Below are 14,326 nucleotides of genomic sequence, written 5' to 3' on the forward strand. Positions count from 1 at the left end.
CCTTGCGAGGGGGAAGCCAGCACCGCCGAGGATACCCGGGACAGGGCTCAGCGGATCGCGACTGTCAGGCTGTGCGGTGCCTTTTCATTGCGACGCGCCTGGGCACGCATCTGGTAGACCTGCACGACATAGGTGCCGGTGGTCGGCAACGTGCCGCTCCAGCGCCGCTTTTCGTCGTTGCTGCCCAGTGCCTCCCCCTGGCCGGGCGTCACGCCGGGCGCGAACACATTGAAGTTGGCATTCGGGCTGCCGTCGATCGTCACCGCCATGGTCTGGCCGGCGCGCGCGGCAATCGTGTAGCGGACGGTGTCATAGCCGGACAACGTGCCACGCATGGTGGCACTGCTGGCGCCCTTGGTGAAGTGCACGGGGGTGGTGGTGACCTTGTCCGCTGCCGCGGCCAGCATCGGCGTCAGGGCGAGCAGGGTGGTCAACAGCAGTGAGCGGAGCGGCGTCATGGCATGTCCTTGGTGGGGCCCGGCAAGGGCGTTTCGTCCCGAGCATGGGCGTGACCCCATCAAGGGATTGTCGATGCGCTGTGACCCTCGCCGCACTGCGATGAACGCAGCGTGCTCTACCGGTCTCGGTTTCCAGTGCGTTCTGAATTGTTTACGCAGGTGCCCGGCGCGTGCATGCACCAGCCTCTTCCACGCACACATGGGTAACGCCGGCAGGCCTAGCGTGGATTCACCGGCACCACTTCGATGCCGAACACCGGAGATACGGCAATGGCCAACACCCCGAACCCGCAGCAGGGTCAGAATGATCCGCAGCGCAATGCCCCGCAGCAGGGCCAGCAGGAGCAGCAGGATCAGCGCGATCGCGATGCCCAGAAGCAGCAGCAACAGCAGGACCAGGATCAGCAGGGCCAGCGCTCGGGCCAGCAGAGCGACCAGGAAGAATAAAACGGGTCCGCACGCACCGTGGCCCGGTCGGGTTGGCCGGGCCGTTTGTGTTGCCGCCAGCGAGAGAGCATCGCGTGTTACTGAACGTCTTCCAGCGCTCGCCCGGCTGACCGGCTACCATGCCCGCATGAGCATCCCCGTACCAGATAGCAGCGTGCCGCGCCTGCTGGGTTTTGACGTCCCGACATTGCAGACCATTGTCGATCACGGCGCGGACGAGGCCATTGTCGCCATGCTCGATGTTGTTCCCGATGCCCACTGGTTGAAGCTGTTCGACGAACGGGTGGCCGCGCTCAAGGGCGAACTCGGCCTGGCCGGGGTCGAACTGGACGGCACTTCGATTCTGTTCTTCGGCTCCATCGCGGACAGCCGTCGCCTGGCGACCGCCGTGTCGGCCCTGATCAATGCCATCAACATGGAAGTGGCCGGCCACACCGATCCGTTCCAGCCGATGGCGCCGTAGCTCCTCACGAGTCGATACGGCACGTGCGCAGCAGCACGCTGTCACCCAGGCCCGCATCTGCCGTGCGGTACGGAGCAGGGCAGGTGCCGCGGATCTCGGTCACCCACAGCACCATCATGCCGACGATGCGATGGGCCTCGTTGGGCCACTGTGCGACCAGCCGATCATGGATCGCGTCATACACCGCCCAGCGCTCGGCGGCCGACACCCCGCCTGCCCAGCACTGCGCCAATTCGGCCTGCGCCAGCCGAAAAGCCTCTTTCTGTCCGTCCATAGCGTTCCCCCAACACAGTCCATATCGGACAGGCGCCTGCCTGCCCGGGTGAGCCCCCTGCAATGAGGTAAACGCAGTTGGGGCAGCGCAGCGGCCAGCGCGCAGTGCGCACACGGTGCGCCGCCGTAGGCTGAACGCGTGGGCGCCAGGTTGGTAAAACATAACAGGACGTCCTGTATAGTTACGATCCCGTCGCCCCCCCTTGCGCACCATGACCCCGACCAAGACCCAGCGCTGGAGCCTGCTGCTCACCGTTGCCGCCGGCCTGTTGCTGATCACCCTCGACAACTCGGTGCTCTACACCGCCTTGCCCACGCTGACCAAGGAACTGGGCGCGACCCCGCTGCAGGGCCTGTGGATCATCAACGCCTATCCCCTGGTGATGGCTGGCCTGCTGCTGGGTGCCGGTACCCTCGGCGACCGGCTGGGGCACCGGCGCATGTTCCTGATCGGCTTAGTGATTTTTGGGATCGCCTCGCTGCTGGCCGCGTTCGCGCCGGACGCCAATCTGCTGATCGCCGCCCGCGCGCTGTTGGCCGTGGGCGCGGCGGCGATGATGCCGGCCACGCTGGCGCTGATCAGCCTGACCTTCGAGGACGAACGCGAGCGCAATCTGGCCATCGCCGTATGGGGCTGCATTTCCATCGTCGGCGCGGCCCTCGGCCCGATCGTCGGTGGCGTGCTGCTGGCGCACTTCTGGTGGGGCGCGGTGTTCCTCATCAATGTGCCGATCGTGCTGCTGGCCATGGTCGGGGCAGTGCTGTTCGCGCCCCATGGCACGCCCGATGCAAGCAAGCCGTGGGACCTGATCTCCTCGTTGCTCAGCCTGGTCGCCTTGTCCGGGCTGGTGGTGGCGATCAAGGAGGTTGCGCATGCGCCGCCGAACGGGGGGCTGGCAGCCGGTGCGGCGCTGGTCTTCGTGGTGGGGCTGGTGCTGTTCCTGCGCCGCCAGCGCCGGCTGCCGTACCCGATGCTCGACGTGGCCATCTTCCGTAACGCTCCGTTCCTGGCCGGCGTGCTCTCGGCCGCGTTCGCGATGTTCGCCATCGCCGGCCTGCAGCTGCTGACCACCCAGCGTTTCCAGCTGGTGGCCGACTACACCCCGTTGCAGGCGGGCCTGCTGGTGTCTGTGGTGGCGATCGGGTGCCTGCCCAGCGCCATTTTCGGCGGCATGTTCCTGCACCGCGTCGGGCTGTTGCCGCTGATCACCGGCGGGCTGGGCGTGGGCACCGCCGGTGTGGTGCTGGTCGCGGCCACCTTCGGCGGCCACCTCGGCTGGACCCTCGCCGGATTGCTGCTGACCGGGCTGGGCATGGGCGCCACCATCTCCGTCGCCTCCACCGCGATCATCGGCAACGTGCCCCCGCATCGCGCTGGCATGGCCTCCTCGGTGGAGGAAGTGTCCTATGAGTTCGGCAGCCTGTTCGCGGTCTCTCTGCTGGGCAGCCTGATCGCCGCGCTGTATTCGGCCACCGTGACGCTGCCGGACGGTGTGGACGCCGGTGCGGGCCAGAGCATCCAGCAGGCGCTTGCACTGGCCGCACAACCGGGCGGCGCCGCCGGGTGGCTGGCAGCGGCCAGCACCGCCTACGACGCCAGCTACGTTTGGGTACTGTATGTGATTGCCGCGGTGCTGCTGGTCGGCACCGTCACCACCGGCGTGCTGCTGCGCCGCCATGGCCCCGGCACGGCCACCACCGTCTCCCACGCCCACTGACCCATGCGCCCGAGCAACCGAACCAACATCCTGGATGCCGCCGTCCGCGTGATCGAACGCGACGGCATCACCGCACTGACCTTTGAAGCGGTCGCCAGCGAATCCGGCATCGCCCGGGGCGGGCTGCTGTATCACTTCCCCTCGCGCGATGCGCTGCTGCAGGGCATCCACCAGCACCTGGCCGGCGTGTGGGAGGCGAGCATGATCGAGGCCGCGGGCAAACCTGCCGACGCGGCAGGGCCCCCCGAGCGCTACCAGGCCTACGCGCTCACCTGCGCACAGACGGCCACCCGGGCCGAACTGCAGCTGATGTTCGATGCGGCCGCCACCGACGAGAACATGCAGCCGTGGACCGAAGTGGTCGAGCGCTGGTCGCCGCCCACGCCGCAGGACCTGAGCGACCCGGCTGCGCTGGACCTGTTCATCGCCAAGCTCGCCGCCGACGGCATGTGGGTGTTCGAAGCGCTGTCGCGCTCGCGGCTGGCGCCGGAGGTGCGGCAGGCCATCGCTGACCGGCTGGCACAGATGATCGCGGCCGCCTCCAAGACAGCGTGATGCCTGCCATGCGGGTACCCTTGGCGGTTCACTTCTTGAACAACGGGTCCGCCTGATGGATTACCAACTTGTGATCAAGTTCTGGCGCAAGTCGCTGGATGATGAGGCCTTCCTGGCCACGCTGGAGGCCGAGCTGACCACCGCGCTCGGCAAGGCCGCGACGCTGGACGGTTACGACGTCAGCGCGAAAGAGATCAACCTTTTCATGTTCACCGCGGATCCGCGCCCGACCTTCCGGAAGACCAAGGATGTGCTGGAGGCGATGGGCGTGCTGCACAGCGTGTCCGCGGCGTACCGGCTGGTGGGCGGTGCGCAGTTCACTTCGGTGTGGCCGCTGCGGATGGCGCGGAAGTTCACGTTGCCGTGAGGGGCTGAGCGGCTGTCTGGCTGGCGGAAGACGGGCACAAAAAAGGCCGGGACCTTCGATTTCTCTAGGGTTCCAGCCTTTGATGCACCGTCGAAACGGCTAATTGGTGGAGGTGGGCGGAATTGAACCGCCGTCCGAAGGCACTCCATCCCCGGTACTACATGCTTAGCTCACCGTTGAATCTCATCCTGTGGCAGCACGGTGTGCAAAGCGCACCCCAGGACCAGCCTGCTTTAGTTAAGTCGTGACTGACAGGCAGCCATCACAACCGGTTCCGTGATAATGACCCTACATCTACGAGCACGGGCACAAGTAGGTTCGGGGGTTCGCCTAAGGCGGCTGTAGAACTAAACGCTAAAGCTGTTTTTAGGCAGCGATTGCGAAGTCGTTCGAACCGTAGTTGTCGTCGTTGGCAACTAAAAGTTTGCTGCTGGATTAACGAGGAAAGCTGCCCCCTCGGCATGCACCAAGTAACTTCACAACCCCCGTCGAAACCAATGCACCCCCGGTTTCTTCAAGAACCGCACTTCATCCGGAAAAACAGCACCGGAACTCTACTTGACGGAATGGATGCTACTCCAATCCAGCTGAACAGTCACCTTGGCCGTCTGCGGCTTACTTCTGCAGCTGGCGGCGGCTGTCGGCCTTGTGTCGGGCCTTTTCCTTCTTCAGGCGGTTGTGCTCGTTGCGCACGGTCATCGCCTGCTTCTTGGCCTGCGGTTCAACCCGGGCCATCAGCGATTCCACCTGGGCCACCAGGCGGCGGTGCTCCAGGCTGTCGTAGCTCTGGGTCTCCGAGGCGACGCGCTTGGCGTTGCGGATCAGGTAGGTCAGCACCTTGAGCAGCGCGGCCGGGTCCATGGCGCGGGCGAGTTCGTCAAAGATGAACTCCAGCGCCGCCACGTCGGCGCGCAGGGTGGTCAGTTCGTCCGCCGCCAGTGCGGGTGCCGGGGTAGTTTCGAGAGTCACGCGCGGATCCTTTCCGTATCAATGCGGGGATTCTGACAGTTGTGCGGGGTTGGCGGGGAAAGATCGTTATCCCGCTGGCGTCCGCGGCTCAGGTGGGGCGGGCACCCGGGTGAACGAGCGGACTACAATCCGGCCCCGGAAGAGTGGTTGCAGACAGGGACGAGGCGTTGAAGAAGCAGGTGTGGATTGCAGTGGCGGTGCTGGTGGTGGCGGTGATCGGAGCCGCCAGCGTTTGGCGGTCGACATCCGGTGCGCAGGCGCCGGGCGGGGCAGGGCAGGCGTCGACACCGGCCGGACAGGCGGCCACGCCTTCGGTTGAAGCGGCGCCGACCGCCTCGACCAGACCGCCGCACCCCGTTCCCGATCTCGCCCGCACACGGGAGAGCCTGGAAATCGCCCAGGACCCCTTCAGCAGTGGTCATCCGGAGGAGCGGCGCTGGCTCGACCAGCACGGCTTCCCCAATGGCGCGCAATGGACCCGCTATCAGCAGGCCTCCGACGCCGAGCTCGACCAGGCGGCGCGGGCAGGCGACACGGTGGCGGCCACGATGTTCGATGCGCGGCGGCTGGGCGCCGATCCGACGGCTGAAAGCCGTTTGCTGGCCGCGGGCGCGGAAGGCGATCTGTTCGCGCTGAGTCTGCTGTCGTCCTGGAAGGCGGGCGCCCATGCGGCAGGGATTCCCGAGGCCTACGCGATATCCCGGGTGGCCGAGATGCGCGGCGATCTCACCGCAGCGTTGCACCGGGAGATGATGCTGGGGGCGCGGCTGAGCGGCGACCAGCGCCTGCTGGCCGAGGCCGAGGCGCTGCATCTGAATCTGCATCTCAATGCGTTGTACCGCCAGAAGCACGGCGTGGACCCGCCGCCGGTGGAGATGCGACCCTACCAAGCCGATCCGGAAGATACCGCGCGCTGACCGCGCGCCGCGCAGGGCCTACAGCCGCTTGCGCAGATACAGGCGCTGATGACCCGGCGGAAAATCCTGCAGCCGGCCGAACACTTCATAGCCCTGCTTGAGGTAGAAGCCCTCCGCCTGCCAGGAGAAGGTATCCAGCGTCACGGCGTGCGCGCCGAGCGCGCGGGCCTGCTGCGTCGCCACTGGCGGCCTGGTTGAAGGCCAGCAGACCAGCGAACACCGCGCGGGTGTCCTCGGCGCTGGCCGGCTGGATGCCCGCTGCGGGCACCGTGCGCGTCATCAGGCGTCGCGGTTGTGCCGGCGCATCGTGCGCGACTTCTCCCGCGCCCAGTCCCGGTCCTTCTCGGCATCGCGCTTGTCGTGGGTCTGCTTGCCCTTGGCCAGCGCGATCTCGAGCTTGATCTTGTTCTTGCTCCAGTACATCGCGGTGGGCACGATCGTGTAGCCATCGCGCTGCACCTTGCCGATCAGCTTGTCGATCTCACTGCGATGCAGAAGCAGCTTCCGCTCGCGACGGTCGTTGGCCACCATGTGGGAGGAGGCCTGGATCAACGGGGTGATCTGCGCGCCGATCAGGTAGATCTCGCCATCACGCACGTAGGCGTAGGCATCGATGATGTTGCCGCGCCCGGCGCGGATCGACTTGACCTCCCAGCCCTGCAGGGCCAGGCCGGCTTCGAAGCGATCTTCGATGTGGTACTCGTGACGGGCACGCTTGTTGAGCGCGATGGTTTTGTTGGCCGTCGCGTCCTTTGCTTTATCCTTGCCGCTGTTCTTGCTCATTCCCCTATTGTCTCCGATTCGGGCACGCCCGGTCGATTCATCAGACATCTGTATCGCATGCCAACTATCCGACGTAGTGCCCTGGTCGAACATTCGGCTGCCCGCATGTTCGACCTGGTCAATGATATTGACGCCTATCCGCGCCGCTTCCGCTGGTGTTCGGCCTCGCAGATCCTGGAGTCTGGCCCGGACCGCCTGGTCGCGCGCCTGGATCTGGGCTTTGGGTCGTTCTCGACCTGGTTCATGACCGAGAACACGCTGCAGCGCCCGCACAGCATCGATATGCAGCTCAAGGACGGGCCGTTCAAGCGTCTGCACGGGCGCTGGGAGTTCCATGCGCTGGCCGAGGACGCCTGCAAGGTCACGCTGACGCTGGAGTTCGAGCCGACCTCACGTCTGCTTGGTCCGGCCCTGGCGCTGGGCTTCCAGGGCCTGGCCGACCGCATGGTGAACGATTTCGTCCGCGTCGCCGACGCCCAGGACTGAGCGGTGATCACCGTCGAGGTGGTGCTGGCCTGGCCCGATCGGGCCGCGTCGCGGGTGCTGTCGCTGCCCGAAGGCGCCACGATCGCCGAGGCCATCGCGGTGGCCGCCATTGACGGCAGCGCGCAATGCCCGGCCGTAGCCGTGCACGGCCTGCTGGCCAAGCCGGATCAGGTGCTGCGCGAGGGCGACCGGGTCGAGCTGCTGCGTCCGCTGCTGGCCGACCCGAAAGACAACCGCCGCCGGCGCGCACGCGCCGGCAGCTGAGTGAAGAAGGCAGGCCTCAGCGGCCGCGCTTCTTCTTGTCCTTGGGCAGGTTGCGGCCGAACTGGCGCAGCGTGCTGCGGGCCAGCTGGGCGTCGTCGCTGGCGAAGTACTCGCCGTCCCAGCGGGTGACCGCATCGTTCTCGAAGTAGACGGTGAAGTTCTTCACTTCCGTCTTGCCCACGCGGTTCACGCGCTGGCTGGCGGTGTAGTCCCAGCGCTGGGCGTGGAACGGGTCCGGGATGGAGGGCGTGCCAAGCAGGGCGTTGACCTGCTGCTTGCTCTGGCCCACCTGCAGCTGACCGACGGCCTGCTCCCGGATCAGGTTGCCCTGATAGATGGGTTGCTTGTAAATGATGCCGCAGCCCGTGGTGGACAGGGCAACGGCGGCGACCAGCAGGAGATTGCGCATCGGGGAATGGCGTTTGGGGAAATCGAGTCGATGATACACTCCCGACGTGTCGCCGCGACCCAATCCGAGGCAGCTGGCGCTAAATCGCCAATGAACGGAGAACTATGGAAACCCACGACCTGCGCAAAGTCGGCCTCAAGGTGACCCACCCGCGTATGCGGATCCTGGCGCTGCTCGAGCAGCGCAATGCCAGCCACCACATGACCGCCGAAGACATCTACCGCCAGCTGCTGGAGCACGGTGATGAGATCGGCCTGGCCACGGTGTACCGGGTGCTGACCCAGTTCGAGGCCGCCGGCCTGGTGCTGAAGCACAATTTCGAAGGCGGCCAGGCCGTCTACGAGCTGGATCGCGGTGGCCACCACGACCACATGGTCGATGTGGACAGCGGCAAGATCATCGAATTTGAAAGCCACGAGATCGAAGAGCTGCAGCGCAAGATCGCGGCCGACCATGGCTACGAGCTGGAAGAGCACTCGCTGGTGCTCTACGTGCGCAAGAAGCGCCGGTAACGGGCCGCTGGCGGCCCGGATGCGATCAAAAAACCCCGGGCATGCCCGGGGTTTTTGCTTTCAGCGCCAGGCGCCGGTTCCGGCGGGGAGCCGGCCAGCGGCCGGCACTACCCATCACGGGGGGGCTCAGACCTGCAGCAGCTTGCGCGCCGCAGCCCGGGCTTCCTTGCTGACTTCCACGCCGCCCAGCATCCTGGCCAGCTCTTCCTCGCGGGCCTTGGTATCCAGCTTCTCGACCGCGCTCTGGGTCATGCCGTCCACCGGCGCCTTGCTGACCCGGTAGTGGGCGTGGCCCTTGGAGGCGACCTGCGGCAGGTGGGTGACGCACAGCACCTGACGCTTCTCGCCCAAGGCGCGCAGCTTCTGCCCGACGATATCGGCCACGGCGCCGCCGATGCCCGAATCGACTTCGTCGAAGACCATGGTCGGCACCGCATCCAGGCCCAGCGCGGCCACTTCGATCGCCAGCGAGATACGGGACAGCTCACCGCCCGAGGCGACCTTGCGCAGGGCACGCGGCGGCTGGCCGGCGTTGGCGGCGACCAGGAACTCGACCCGCTCGGCGCCGTTCGGGTCCGGCTTGACCACGGTCTGCGGCTCGATCTCGATCAGGAACTGACCGCCGCCCATGCCCAGCTCACCGATCAGGGTGGTGGTGGTGTCCGAGAGGGCCTTGGCGGCCTTCCGGCGGCTGGCGCTGAGCACCTCGGCCACGGCTTTCCACTGGCCAGCGGCACGGTCGATCTCGCCGGCCAGGGCCTGCAGGCGCTCGTCGGCACCCCGCAGCTGCTCGACTTCGGCCTCCATGGCGTCGCGATGCTCGCCCAGCCCTTCCATCGGCACGCGGTGCTTGCGGGCGAGGTCGTGCAGGCGGCCGAGACGGCGCTCGATATCCTCGAACTGCTCCGGGTCGGCATCCAGGTCGTCATGGACGCGGTCGAGCAATGACAGCGCTTCGTCCAGCTGGATGGCGGCGCTGTCGAGCAGGGCATCGACCTCGCCGAGCCGGCTGTCGTGTTCGGCCACGCGGGCCAGATCGTGGCGGGTCTGCTGCAGCAGCTGCAGCACCGAGACCTCGTCATCGCCATTGAGGCGGCTGACGGCCACGTCGCAGGCGCCGATCAGCGCGCTGGCATGGGCCTGGCGGCGGTGGCTGCTGCCCAGGGTGGCGATCGAGGCCGGGTCCAGGTCTTCGCGCTTGAGCTCGCTGAGCTGGTGTTCCAGATAGCCGATCCGGTCGCTCACGTCGCCCTGGCGCGAGAGTGCCTCGGCTTCGTCCACCAGCGTCTGCCAGCGTGCGGCGGTCTGGCGGACCTGGGCGCGCTCGGCATCGTTGCGGGCAAATGCATCCAGCAGCGAGAGCTGCGAGGGGCGCGAGAGCAGGGCCTGCTGTTCGTGCTGGCCGTGGATCTCCACCAGCATGCCGGCCAGCTCGGTCAGCTGGGTCAGCGTCACCGGGCGGCCGTTGATGAAGGCGCGCGAGCCACCGTCGGCACGGATCACCCGTCGCAACTGGCACTGTTCTTCGTCGTCCAGCTCGTTGTCGCGCAGCCACTGGCGCGCCGGGGCGTCGGCCAATGGCGCGAATTCGGCCGAGAGCTCGGCGCGCGCGGCGCCGTGGCGGACCACGCCGCTGTCGGCGCGCAGCCCGGACAAAAAGCCCAGCGCGTCCACCATCAGCGACTTGCCCGCGCCGGTTTCACCCGAGACCACGGTCATGCCGGCGCCGAATTCCAGCTCGGTGGCGCGGACGACCGCGAAATCCTTGATCGATAGATGTCTAAGCATGGTCTACGTTGTACACGAGGGGTGTCTCCAAGCCGCGCACGCTAGCATGGGCGGGGGGCGTCTCCAATGACTTGCCAACGCCCCGTGCAGCCATTATCTAAGTGGGCGTCTCACAGGCTGATTCCATGCATCCTTCCGCGTCCCATCTCGCCCCGCGTGCCCGCCATCTGCTGCGGACGCTGATCGCGCGCCACATCCAGGATGGCGAACCGGTCGGCTCGCAGACCCTTGCCCGGCATGCCGGCCTGGACGTCAGTCCGGCCACGATCCGCAACATTCTGGGCGACCTGGAAGACCTGGGCCTGCTCAGCTCGCCGCATACCTCGGCCGGTCGGGTGCCGACCGCGCACGGCTACCGGGTGTTCGTGGACAGCCTGGTCAAGATGCAGCCGCCGGGCGAGGGCGAGCTCAGCCGCCTGCGCACCGAGCTGGCCACCGGCACCGGCACCCAGGCCCTGCTCGGCAGTGCCTCGGAGCTGCTTTCGGCGATGAGCCATTTCGTCGGGGTGGTCAGCGCCCCGCGCCGGGAGCAGTTCGCGTTCCGGCATATCGATTTCGTGGCGCTGGACGCGCGCCGGGTGCTGGCGATCCTGGTGTTCGCCGACAACGAGGTGCAGAACCGGGTGATCGAGCCTCGCCGCGGCTTCAACCCCGGCGAGCTGGAGCAGGTCGCCAACTACCTCAATGCGAACTGCGCCGGTCGGCCGCTGGCCGAGATCCGGGCCCGGCTGCTGCTGGAGCTGCGCGATGCGCAGTCGGAAATGGAGCAGTTGCTGGCGCACAGCATCGAACTGGCCGAGCAGGCGATGGTGCCGCCGGCCGATGACATGGTGCTGGCTGGGCAGACCCGCCTGATGGGCGTGCAGGACCTGTCCGATCTGGAGCGCCTGCGCGAGCTGTTCGATGTGTTCGCCAGCAAGCGCGAGATCCTGCAGTTGCTCGAGCGCACCATCCAGGCCCCGGGCGTGCGCATCTTCATCGGCGAGGAGACCGGGGTGATGCCGCTGGAGAGCGTCTCCCTGGTCACCGCCCCGTACTCGGCCGATGGCCAGGTGCTGGGGGTGCTGGGGGTGATCGGCCCGAAACGGATGGCCTACGACCGCATGATCCCGCTGGTGGAAGCCACCGCCCAGGTGCTGGGGGCCGCGCTGGGCTCGCCCGCGGGCGGCGGATTGTCCCGCGATCGCGCATAAAGCGGCCCTGGACTCTTGAATCCCGTAGCCGCGCCCACATAGGGGTGGGTGGAGGCGGAGAGTCACCGCCAAGGATCCGGAAATGAACCAAGATCAGTCAGATATCGCATCCCAGAATCCCGCCGGCGAGCCGGGCGCTGAGCCGTCCCTGCAGCAGCAGCTGGACAGCCTGCACAACGAGCTGGCCCTGCTGCGCTCGGAGTCGCTGCGCGAACGCGCCGACCTGGACAACCAGCGCAAGCGCGTTGCCCGTGACGTGGAACAGGCGCGCCGCTTCGCCAATGAAAAGCTGCTCGGCGAGCTGCTGCCGGTGTTCGACAGCCTCGATGCCGGCCTCAATGCCGCCGGCAGCGAGCCGAGCCCGCTGCGCGAAGGTCTCGAACTGACCTACAAGCAGCTGCTCAAGGTCGCCGCCGACAATGGCCTGACCCTGCTCGACCCGACCGGCCAGACCTTCAACCCGGACCACCACCAGGCCATCAGCCAGGTCGACGCGCCCGGCGCGGCGCCCGGCAGCGTGGTGCAGGTGTTCCAGAAGGGCTACCTGCTCAACGACCGCCTGCTGCGGCCGGCGCTGGTCGTGGTGGCCCGCGACTGACCCACGGGTCGGACCGCCGGGCCAGGCCCGGCGGTCCGACCGGACGCTGAACGCGTTGGGTCGCCATCGAACACTGTGTTTGATGGACGGCTTGAAAGTGTCCGCAGCGTCCCACACATCCCATTCATAACCCGGCAGCTGCCGGATGTACCCAGAACTTTCAGGAGTCTCCCTCATGGGCAAGATCATTGGTATCGACCTCGGCACCACCAACTCGTGTGTGGCGATCATGGACGGCGGCAAGGCCCGCGTCATCGAAAATTCGGAAGGCGATCGCACCACGCCCTCCATCGTCGCCTACACCAAGGACGGCGAAGTCCTGGTCGGCGCCTCGGCCAAGCGCCAGGCGGTGACCAACCCGAAGAACACCTTCTACGCTGTCAAGCGCCTGATCGGCCGCAAGTTCACCGACGCTGAAGTCCAGAAGGACATCGCGCACGTGCCCTACGGCATCCTGGCCCATGACAACGGCGACGCCTGGGTCCAGACCAGCGACGGCAAGAAGATGGCCCCGCAGGAAATCTCCGCCCGCGTGCTGGAGAAGATGAAGAAGACCGCCGAAGCGTTCCTGGGTGAGACCGTCACCGAGGCCGTGATCACCGTGCCGGCTTACTTCAATGACAGCCAGCGCCAGGCCACCAAGGACGCCGGCCGCATCGCCGGTCTGGAAGTCAAGCGCATCATCAACGAGCCGACCGCTGCTGCCCTGGCCTATGGCCTGGACAAGGGTGACGGCCGTGACCGCAAGATCGTTGTGTACGATCTGGGCGGCGGCACCTTCGACGTGTCGATCATCGAGATCGCCAACGTCGACGGTGAGAAGCAGTTCGAAGTGCTGGCCACCAACGGTGACACCTTCCTGGGCGGCGAAGATTTCGACAACCGCGTCATCGAGTACCTCGTCGACGAGTTCAACAAGGACCAGGGCATCGACCTGCGCAAGGATCCGCTTGCCCTGCAGCGCCTGAAGGACGCCGCCGAGCGTGCCAAGATCGAGCTGTCCACCAGCCAGCAGACCGAAGTGAACCTGCCGTACGTCACCGCTGACGCGTCGGGCCCGAAGCACCTGAACATCAAGCTGACCCGCGCCAAGCTGGAAGCGCTGGTGGAAGACCTGATCAAGAAGTCGATCGAGCCGTGCCGCATCGCGCTGAATGATGCCGGCCTGCGTTCGAGCGACATCGGTGAAGTGATCCTGGTCGGCGGTCAGACCCGCATGCCGAAGGTGCAGCAGGCCGTGACCGAGTTCTTCGGCAAGGAACCGCGCAAGGACGTCAACCCGGACGAAGCCGTGGCACTGGGTGCTGCGATCCAGGGCGGCGTGCTGGGCGGCGACGTCAAGGACGTGCTGCTGCTGGACGTGACCCCGCTGTCGCTGGGCATCGAGACCCTGGGTGGCGTGTTCACCAAGATCATCGAGAAGAACACCACCATCCCGACCAAGGCCTCGCAGGTGTTCTCCACCGCCGAGGACAACCAGTCGGCCGTGACCGTGCACGTGCTGCAGGGTGAGCGCGAGCAGGCCCGCTTCAACAAGTCGCTGGCCAAGTTCGACCTGTCCGGCATCGAGCCGTCGCCGCGCGGTCTGCCGCAGGTGGAAGTGTCCTTCGACATCGACGCCAACGGCATCCTGCACGTGTCGGCCAAGGACAAGAAGACCAACAAGGAACAGAAGGTCGAGATCAAGGCCGGTTCGGGTCTGTCCGAGGACGAGATCGCACGCATGGTCGCCGACGCGGAAGCCAACCGCGAAGAAGACAAGAAGTTCCATGAGCTGGTCCAGGCCCGCAACCAGGCTGACGCGCTGATCCACGGTACCCGTACCGCGATCACCGAGCACGGCAGCAAGGTCGGTGGCGACGTGATCGGCAAGGTGGAGTCGGCCCTGGCCGATCTGGAAACCGCGATGAAGAGCGACGACAAGGCACAGATCGAAGCCAAGTCGAAGGTGCTGGAAGAAGCCGGCCAGGCCCTGTTCGCAGCCTCCGCGGCGGCCGAGCAGGGCGGCGCGGCACCGGGCCCGGATGCCGGTGGCAACAGCGGCGCGCACGACGATGTGGTCGACGCCGAGTTCACCGAAGTCAAGGACGACAAGAAGTCCTGATCCGGACACGACACGGGACGTT

Annotated in this window: 19 protein-coding genes and 1 other RNA gene; 12 read left to right on the forward strand and 8 right to left on the reverse strand. The window is 66.6% G+C overall.

Annotated features, from left to right (window positions below; all coding sequences use genetic code 11):
- Nucleotides 1–47: 47 nt before the first annotated feature.
- Nucleotides 48–458, reverse strand: coding sequence for a g-type lysozyme inhibitor (locus ABE571_RS15695; RefSeq protein ID WP_346483343.1), 411 nt, complete (start codon nucleotides 456–458; stop codon nucleotides 48–50).
- Nucleotides 459–728: 270 nt separating this feature from the next.
- Between ABE571_RS15695 and ABE571_RS15700 the strand changes: the two genes are divergently transcribed.
- Together ABE571_RS15700 and ABE571_RS15705 are read left to right on the forward strand one after the other, a co-directional pair.
- Nucleotides 729–905: a hypothetical protein gene (locus ABE571_RS15700; protein WP_183073778.1), complete on the forward strand. Its 177-nt coding sequence runs from the start codon at nucleotides 729–731 to the stop codon at nucleotides 903–905.
- Nucleotides 906–1,059: 154 nt separating this feature from the next.
- Nucleotides 1,060–1,368 (forward strand): hypothetical protein, encoded by a 309-nt coding sequence (locus tag ABE571_RS15705; RefSeq protein WP_346483344.1) that lies wholly within the window; start codon nucleotides 1,060–1,062, stop codon nucleotides 1,366–1,368.
- A 4-nt stretch (nucleotides 1,369–1,372) separates the two neighbouring features.
- Here the strand turns inward: ABE571_RS15705 and ABE571_RS15710 are convergent, their stop codons facing one another.
- The gene (locus tag ABE571_RS15710; RefSeq protein WP_346465569.1) at nucleotides 1,373–1,642 is read right to left on the reverse strand and encodes a hypothetical protein; all 270 of its coding nucleotides are present in this window, start codon (nucleotides 1,640–1,642) and stop codon (nucleotides 1,373–1,375) included.
- A 211-nt stretch (nucleotides 1,643–1,853) separates the two neighbouring features.
- Here ABE571_RS15710 and ABE571_RS15715 point away from each other — a divergent pair, with 211 nt between their 5' ends.
- From ABE571_RS15715 to ABE571_RS15725, 3 genes are read left to right on the forward strand one after another with little or no spacing between them, the layout of a single operon-like run.
- On the forward strand, nucleotides 1,854–3,359 hold the full coding sequence (locus tag ABE571_RS15715; protein WP_346494064.1) for an MFS transporter: 1,506 nt from the start codon (nucleotides 1,854–1,856) through the stop codon (nucleotides 3,357–3,359).
- Nucleotides 3,360–3,362: 3 nt separating this feature from the next.
- On the forward strand, nucleotides 3,363–3,914 hold the full coding sequence (locus tag ABE571_RS15720; RefSeq protein WP_346483346.1) for a TetR/AcrR family transcriptional regulator: 552 nt from the start codon (nucleotides 3,363–3,365) through the stop codon (nucleotides 3,912–3,914).
- Nucleotides 3,915–3,969: 55 nt separating this feature from the next.
- Complete coding sequence (locus tag ABE571_RS15725) at nucleotides 3,970–4,281, forward strand: hypothetical protein (protein ID WP_123729002.1); 312 nt, start codon at nucleotides 3,970–3,972, stop codon at nucleotides 4,279–4,281.
- 104 nt (nucleotides 4,282–4,385) lie between these two features.
- Here ABE571_RS15725 and ssrA read toward each other — a convergent pair.
- Nucleotides 4,386–4,788: a transfer-messenger RNA gene (gene ssrA / locus ABE571_RS15730) on the reverse strand.
- Between the two features lie 108 nt (nucleotides 4,789–4,896).
- Nucleotides 4,897–5,250 carry a hypothetical protein gene (locus tag ABE571_RS15735; RefSeq protein ID WP_121042052.1) on the reverse strand — a complete coding sequence of 118 codons (354 nt, stop codon included), beginning with the start codon at nucleotides 5,248–5,250 and terminating at the stop codon, nucleotides 4,897–4,899.
- A 167-nt stretch (nucleotides 5,251–5,417) separates the two neighbouring features.
- On the opposite strand from ABE571_RS15735, the gene ABE571_RS15740 reads away from it, so the two are divergent.
- On the forward strand, nucleotides 5,418–6,167 hold the full coding sequence (locus ABE571_RS15740) for a hypothetical protein (protein WP_346483347.1): 750 nt from the start codon (nucleotides 5,418–5,420) through the stop codon (nucleotides 6,165–6,167).
- Nucleotides 6,168–6,185: 18 nt separating this feature from the next.
- Here the strand turns inward: ABE571_RS15740 and ABE571_RS15745 are convergent, their stop codons facing one another.
- Entirely contained in the window at nucleotides 6,186–6,350 is a 165-nt protein-coding gene (locus ABE571_RS15745; RefSeq protein ID WP_346494065.1) for a hypothetical protein, read from the reverse strand.
- 96 nt (nucleotides 6,351–6,446) lie between these two features.
- Nucleotides 6,447–6,950 carry an SsrA-binding protein SmpB gene (smpB, locus tag ABE571_RS15750; protein WP_088433158.1) on the reverse strand — a complete coding sequence of 168 codons (504 nt, stop codon included), beginning with the start codon at nucleotides 6,948–6,950 and terminating at the stop codon, nucleotides 6,447–6,449.
- Between the two features lie 57 nt (nucleotides 6,951–7,007).
- Here smpB and ABE571_RS15755 point away from each other — a divergent pair, with 57 nt between their 5' ends.
- Both ABE571_RS15755 and ABE571_RS15760 read left to right on the forward strand, forming a co-directional pair.
- Nucleotides 7,008–7,436 carry a type II toxin-antitoxin system RatA family toxin gene (locus ABE571_RS15755; RefSeq protein WP_026069778.1) on the forward strand — a complete coding sequence of 143 codons (429 nt, stop codon included), beginning with the start codon at nucleotides 7,008–7,010 and terminating at the stop codon, nucleotides 7,434–7,436.
- 3 nt (nucleotides 7,437–7,439) lie between these two features.
- Entirely contained in the window at nucleotides 7,440–7,700 is a 261-nt protein-coding gene (locus ABE571_RS15760; protein WP_313211557.1) for an RnfH family protein, read from the forward strand.
- Between the two features lie 16 nt (nucleotides 7,701–7,716).
- On the opposite strand, the gene bamE is transcribed toward ABE571_RS15760, so the two are convergent.
- Complete coding sequence (gene bamE / locus ABE571_RS15765) at nucleotides 7,717–8,109, reverse strand: outer membrane protein assembly factor BamE (protein WP_019183163.1); 393 nt, start codon at nucleotides 8,107–8,109, stop codon at nucleotides 7,717–7,719.
- A 104-nt stretch (nucleotides 8,110–8,213) separates the two neighbouring features.
- Between bamE and fur the strand changes: the two genes are divergently transcribed.
- Nucleotides 8,214–8,621 carry a ferric iron uptake transcriptional regulator gene (fur, locus tag ABE571_RS15770; RefSeq protein ID WP_070470227.1) on the forward strand — a complete coding sequence of 136 codons (408 nt, stop codon included), beginning with the start codon at nucleotides 8,214–8,216 and terminating at the stop codon, nucleotides 8,619–8,621.
- Between the two features lie 126 nt (nucleotides 8,622–8,747).
- Here fur and recN read toward each other — a convergent pair whose 3' ends face one another.
- Nucleotides 8,748–10,409, reverse strand: a complete 1,662-nt coding sequence (gene recN, locus ABE571_RS15775; RefSeq protein ID WP_346483348.1) for a DNA repair protein RecN — start codon at nucleotides 10,407–10,409, stop codon at nucleotides 8,748–8,750.
- A gap of 125 nt (nucleotides 10,410–10,534) precedes the next feature.
- On the opposite strand from recN, the gene hrcA reads away from it, so the two are divergent.
- The 3 genes from hrcA to dnaK all read left to right on the forward strand — a co-directional run bounded on the left by hrcA (nucleotide 10,535) and on the right by dnaK (nucleotide 14,304).
- Nucleotides 10,535–11,602: a heat-inducible transcriptional repressor HrcA gene (gene hrcA, locus ABE571_RS15780; RefSeq protein ID WP_088433152.1), complete on the forward strand. Its 1,068-nt coding sequence runs from the start codon at nucleotides 10,535–10,537 to the stop codon at nucleotides 11,600–11,602.
- Nucleotides 11,603–11,684: 82 nt separating this feature from the next.
- Complete coding sequence (gene grpE / locus ABE571_RS15785; protein ID WP_121042061.1) at nucleotides 11,685–12,200, forward strand: nucleotide exchange factor GrpE; 516 nt, start codon at nucleotides 11,685–11,687, stop codon at nucleotides 12,198–12,200.
- A 175-nt stretch (nucleotides 12,201–12,375) separates the two neighbouring features.
- Nucleotides 12,376–14,304: a molecular chaperone DnaK gene (dnaK, locus tag ABE571_RS15790; RefSeq protein WP_259260393.1), complete on the forward strand. Its 1,929-nt coding sequence runs from the start codon at nucleotides 12,376–12,378 to the stop codon at nucleotides 14,302–14,304.
- The last annotated feature ends 22 nt before the right edge of the window (nucleotides 14,305–14,326 follow it).

The organism is Stenotrophomonas sp. TWI273 (genome assembly GCF_039674765.1).
Lineage (GTDB): Bacteria > Pseudomonadota > Gammaproteobacteria > Xanthomonadales > Xanthomonadaceae > Stenotrophomonas.

Coding starts and splice junctions, on each gene's coding strand:
- ABE571_RS15695 (WP_346483343.1), bottom strand. CDS start 458: ATGACGCCGCTCCGCTCACTGCTGTTGACCACCCTGCTCGCCCTGACG.
- ABE571_RS15700 (WP_183073778.1), top strand. CDS start 729: ATGGCCAACACCCCGAACCCGCAGCAGGGTCAGAATGATCCGCAGCGC.
- ABE571_RS15710 (WP_346465569.1), bottom strand. CDS start 1,642: ATGGACGGACAGAAAGAGGCTTTTCGGCTGGCGCAGGCCGAATTGGCG.
- ABE571_RS15715 (WP_346494064.1), top strand. CDS start 1,854: ATGACCCCGACCAAGACCCAGCGCTGGAGCCTGCTGCTCACCGTTGCC.
- ABE571_RS15720 (WP_346483346.1), top strand. CDS start 3,363: ATGCGCCCGAGCAACCGAACCAACATCCTGGATGCCGCCGTCCGCGTG.
- ABE571_RS15725 (WP_123729002.1), top strand. CDS start 3,970: ATGGATTACCAACTTGTGATCAAGTTCTGGCGCAAGTCGCTGGATGAT.
- smpB (WP_088433158.1), bottom strand. CDS start 6,950: ATGAGCAAGAACAGCGGCAAGGATAAAGCAAAGGACGCGACGGCCAAC.
- ABE571_RS15755 (WP_026069778.1), top strand. CDS start 7,008: ATGCCAACTATCCGACGTAGTGCCCTGGTCGAACATTCGGCTGCCCGC.
- bamE (WP_019183163.1), bottom strand. CDS start 8,109: ATGCGCAATCTCCTGCTGGTCGCCGCCGTTGCCCTGTCCACCACGGGC.
- fur (WP_070470227.1), top strand. CDS start 8,214: ATGGAAACCCACGACCTGCGCAAAGTCGGCCTCAAGGTGACCCACCCG.
- recN (WP_346483348.1), bottom strand. CDS start 10,409: ATGCTTAGACATCTATCGATCAAGGATTTCGCGGTCGTCCGCGCCACC.
- hrcA (WP_088433152.1), top strand. CDS start 10,535: ATGCATCCTTCCGCGTCCCATCTCGCCCCGCGTGCCCGCCATCTGCTG.
- grpE (WP_121042061.1), top strand. CDS start 11,685: ATGAACCAAGATCAGTCAGATATCGCATCCCAGAATCCCGCCGGCGAG.
- dnaK (WP_259260393.1), top strand. CDS start 12,376: ATGGGCAAGATCATTGGTATCGACCTCGGCACCACCAACTCGTGTGTG.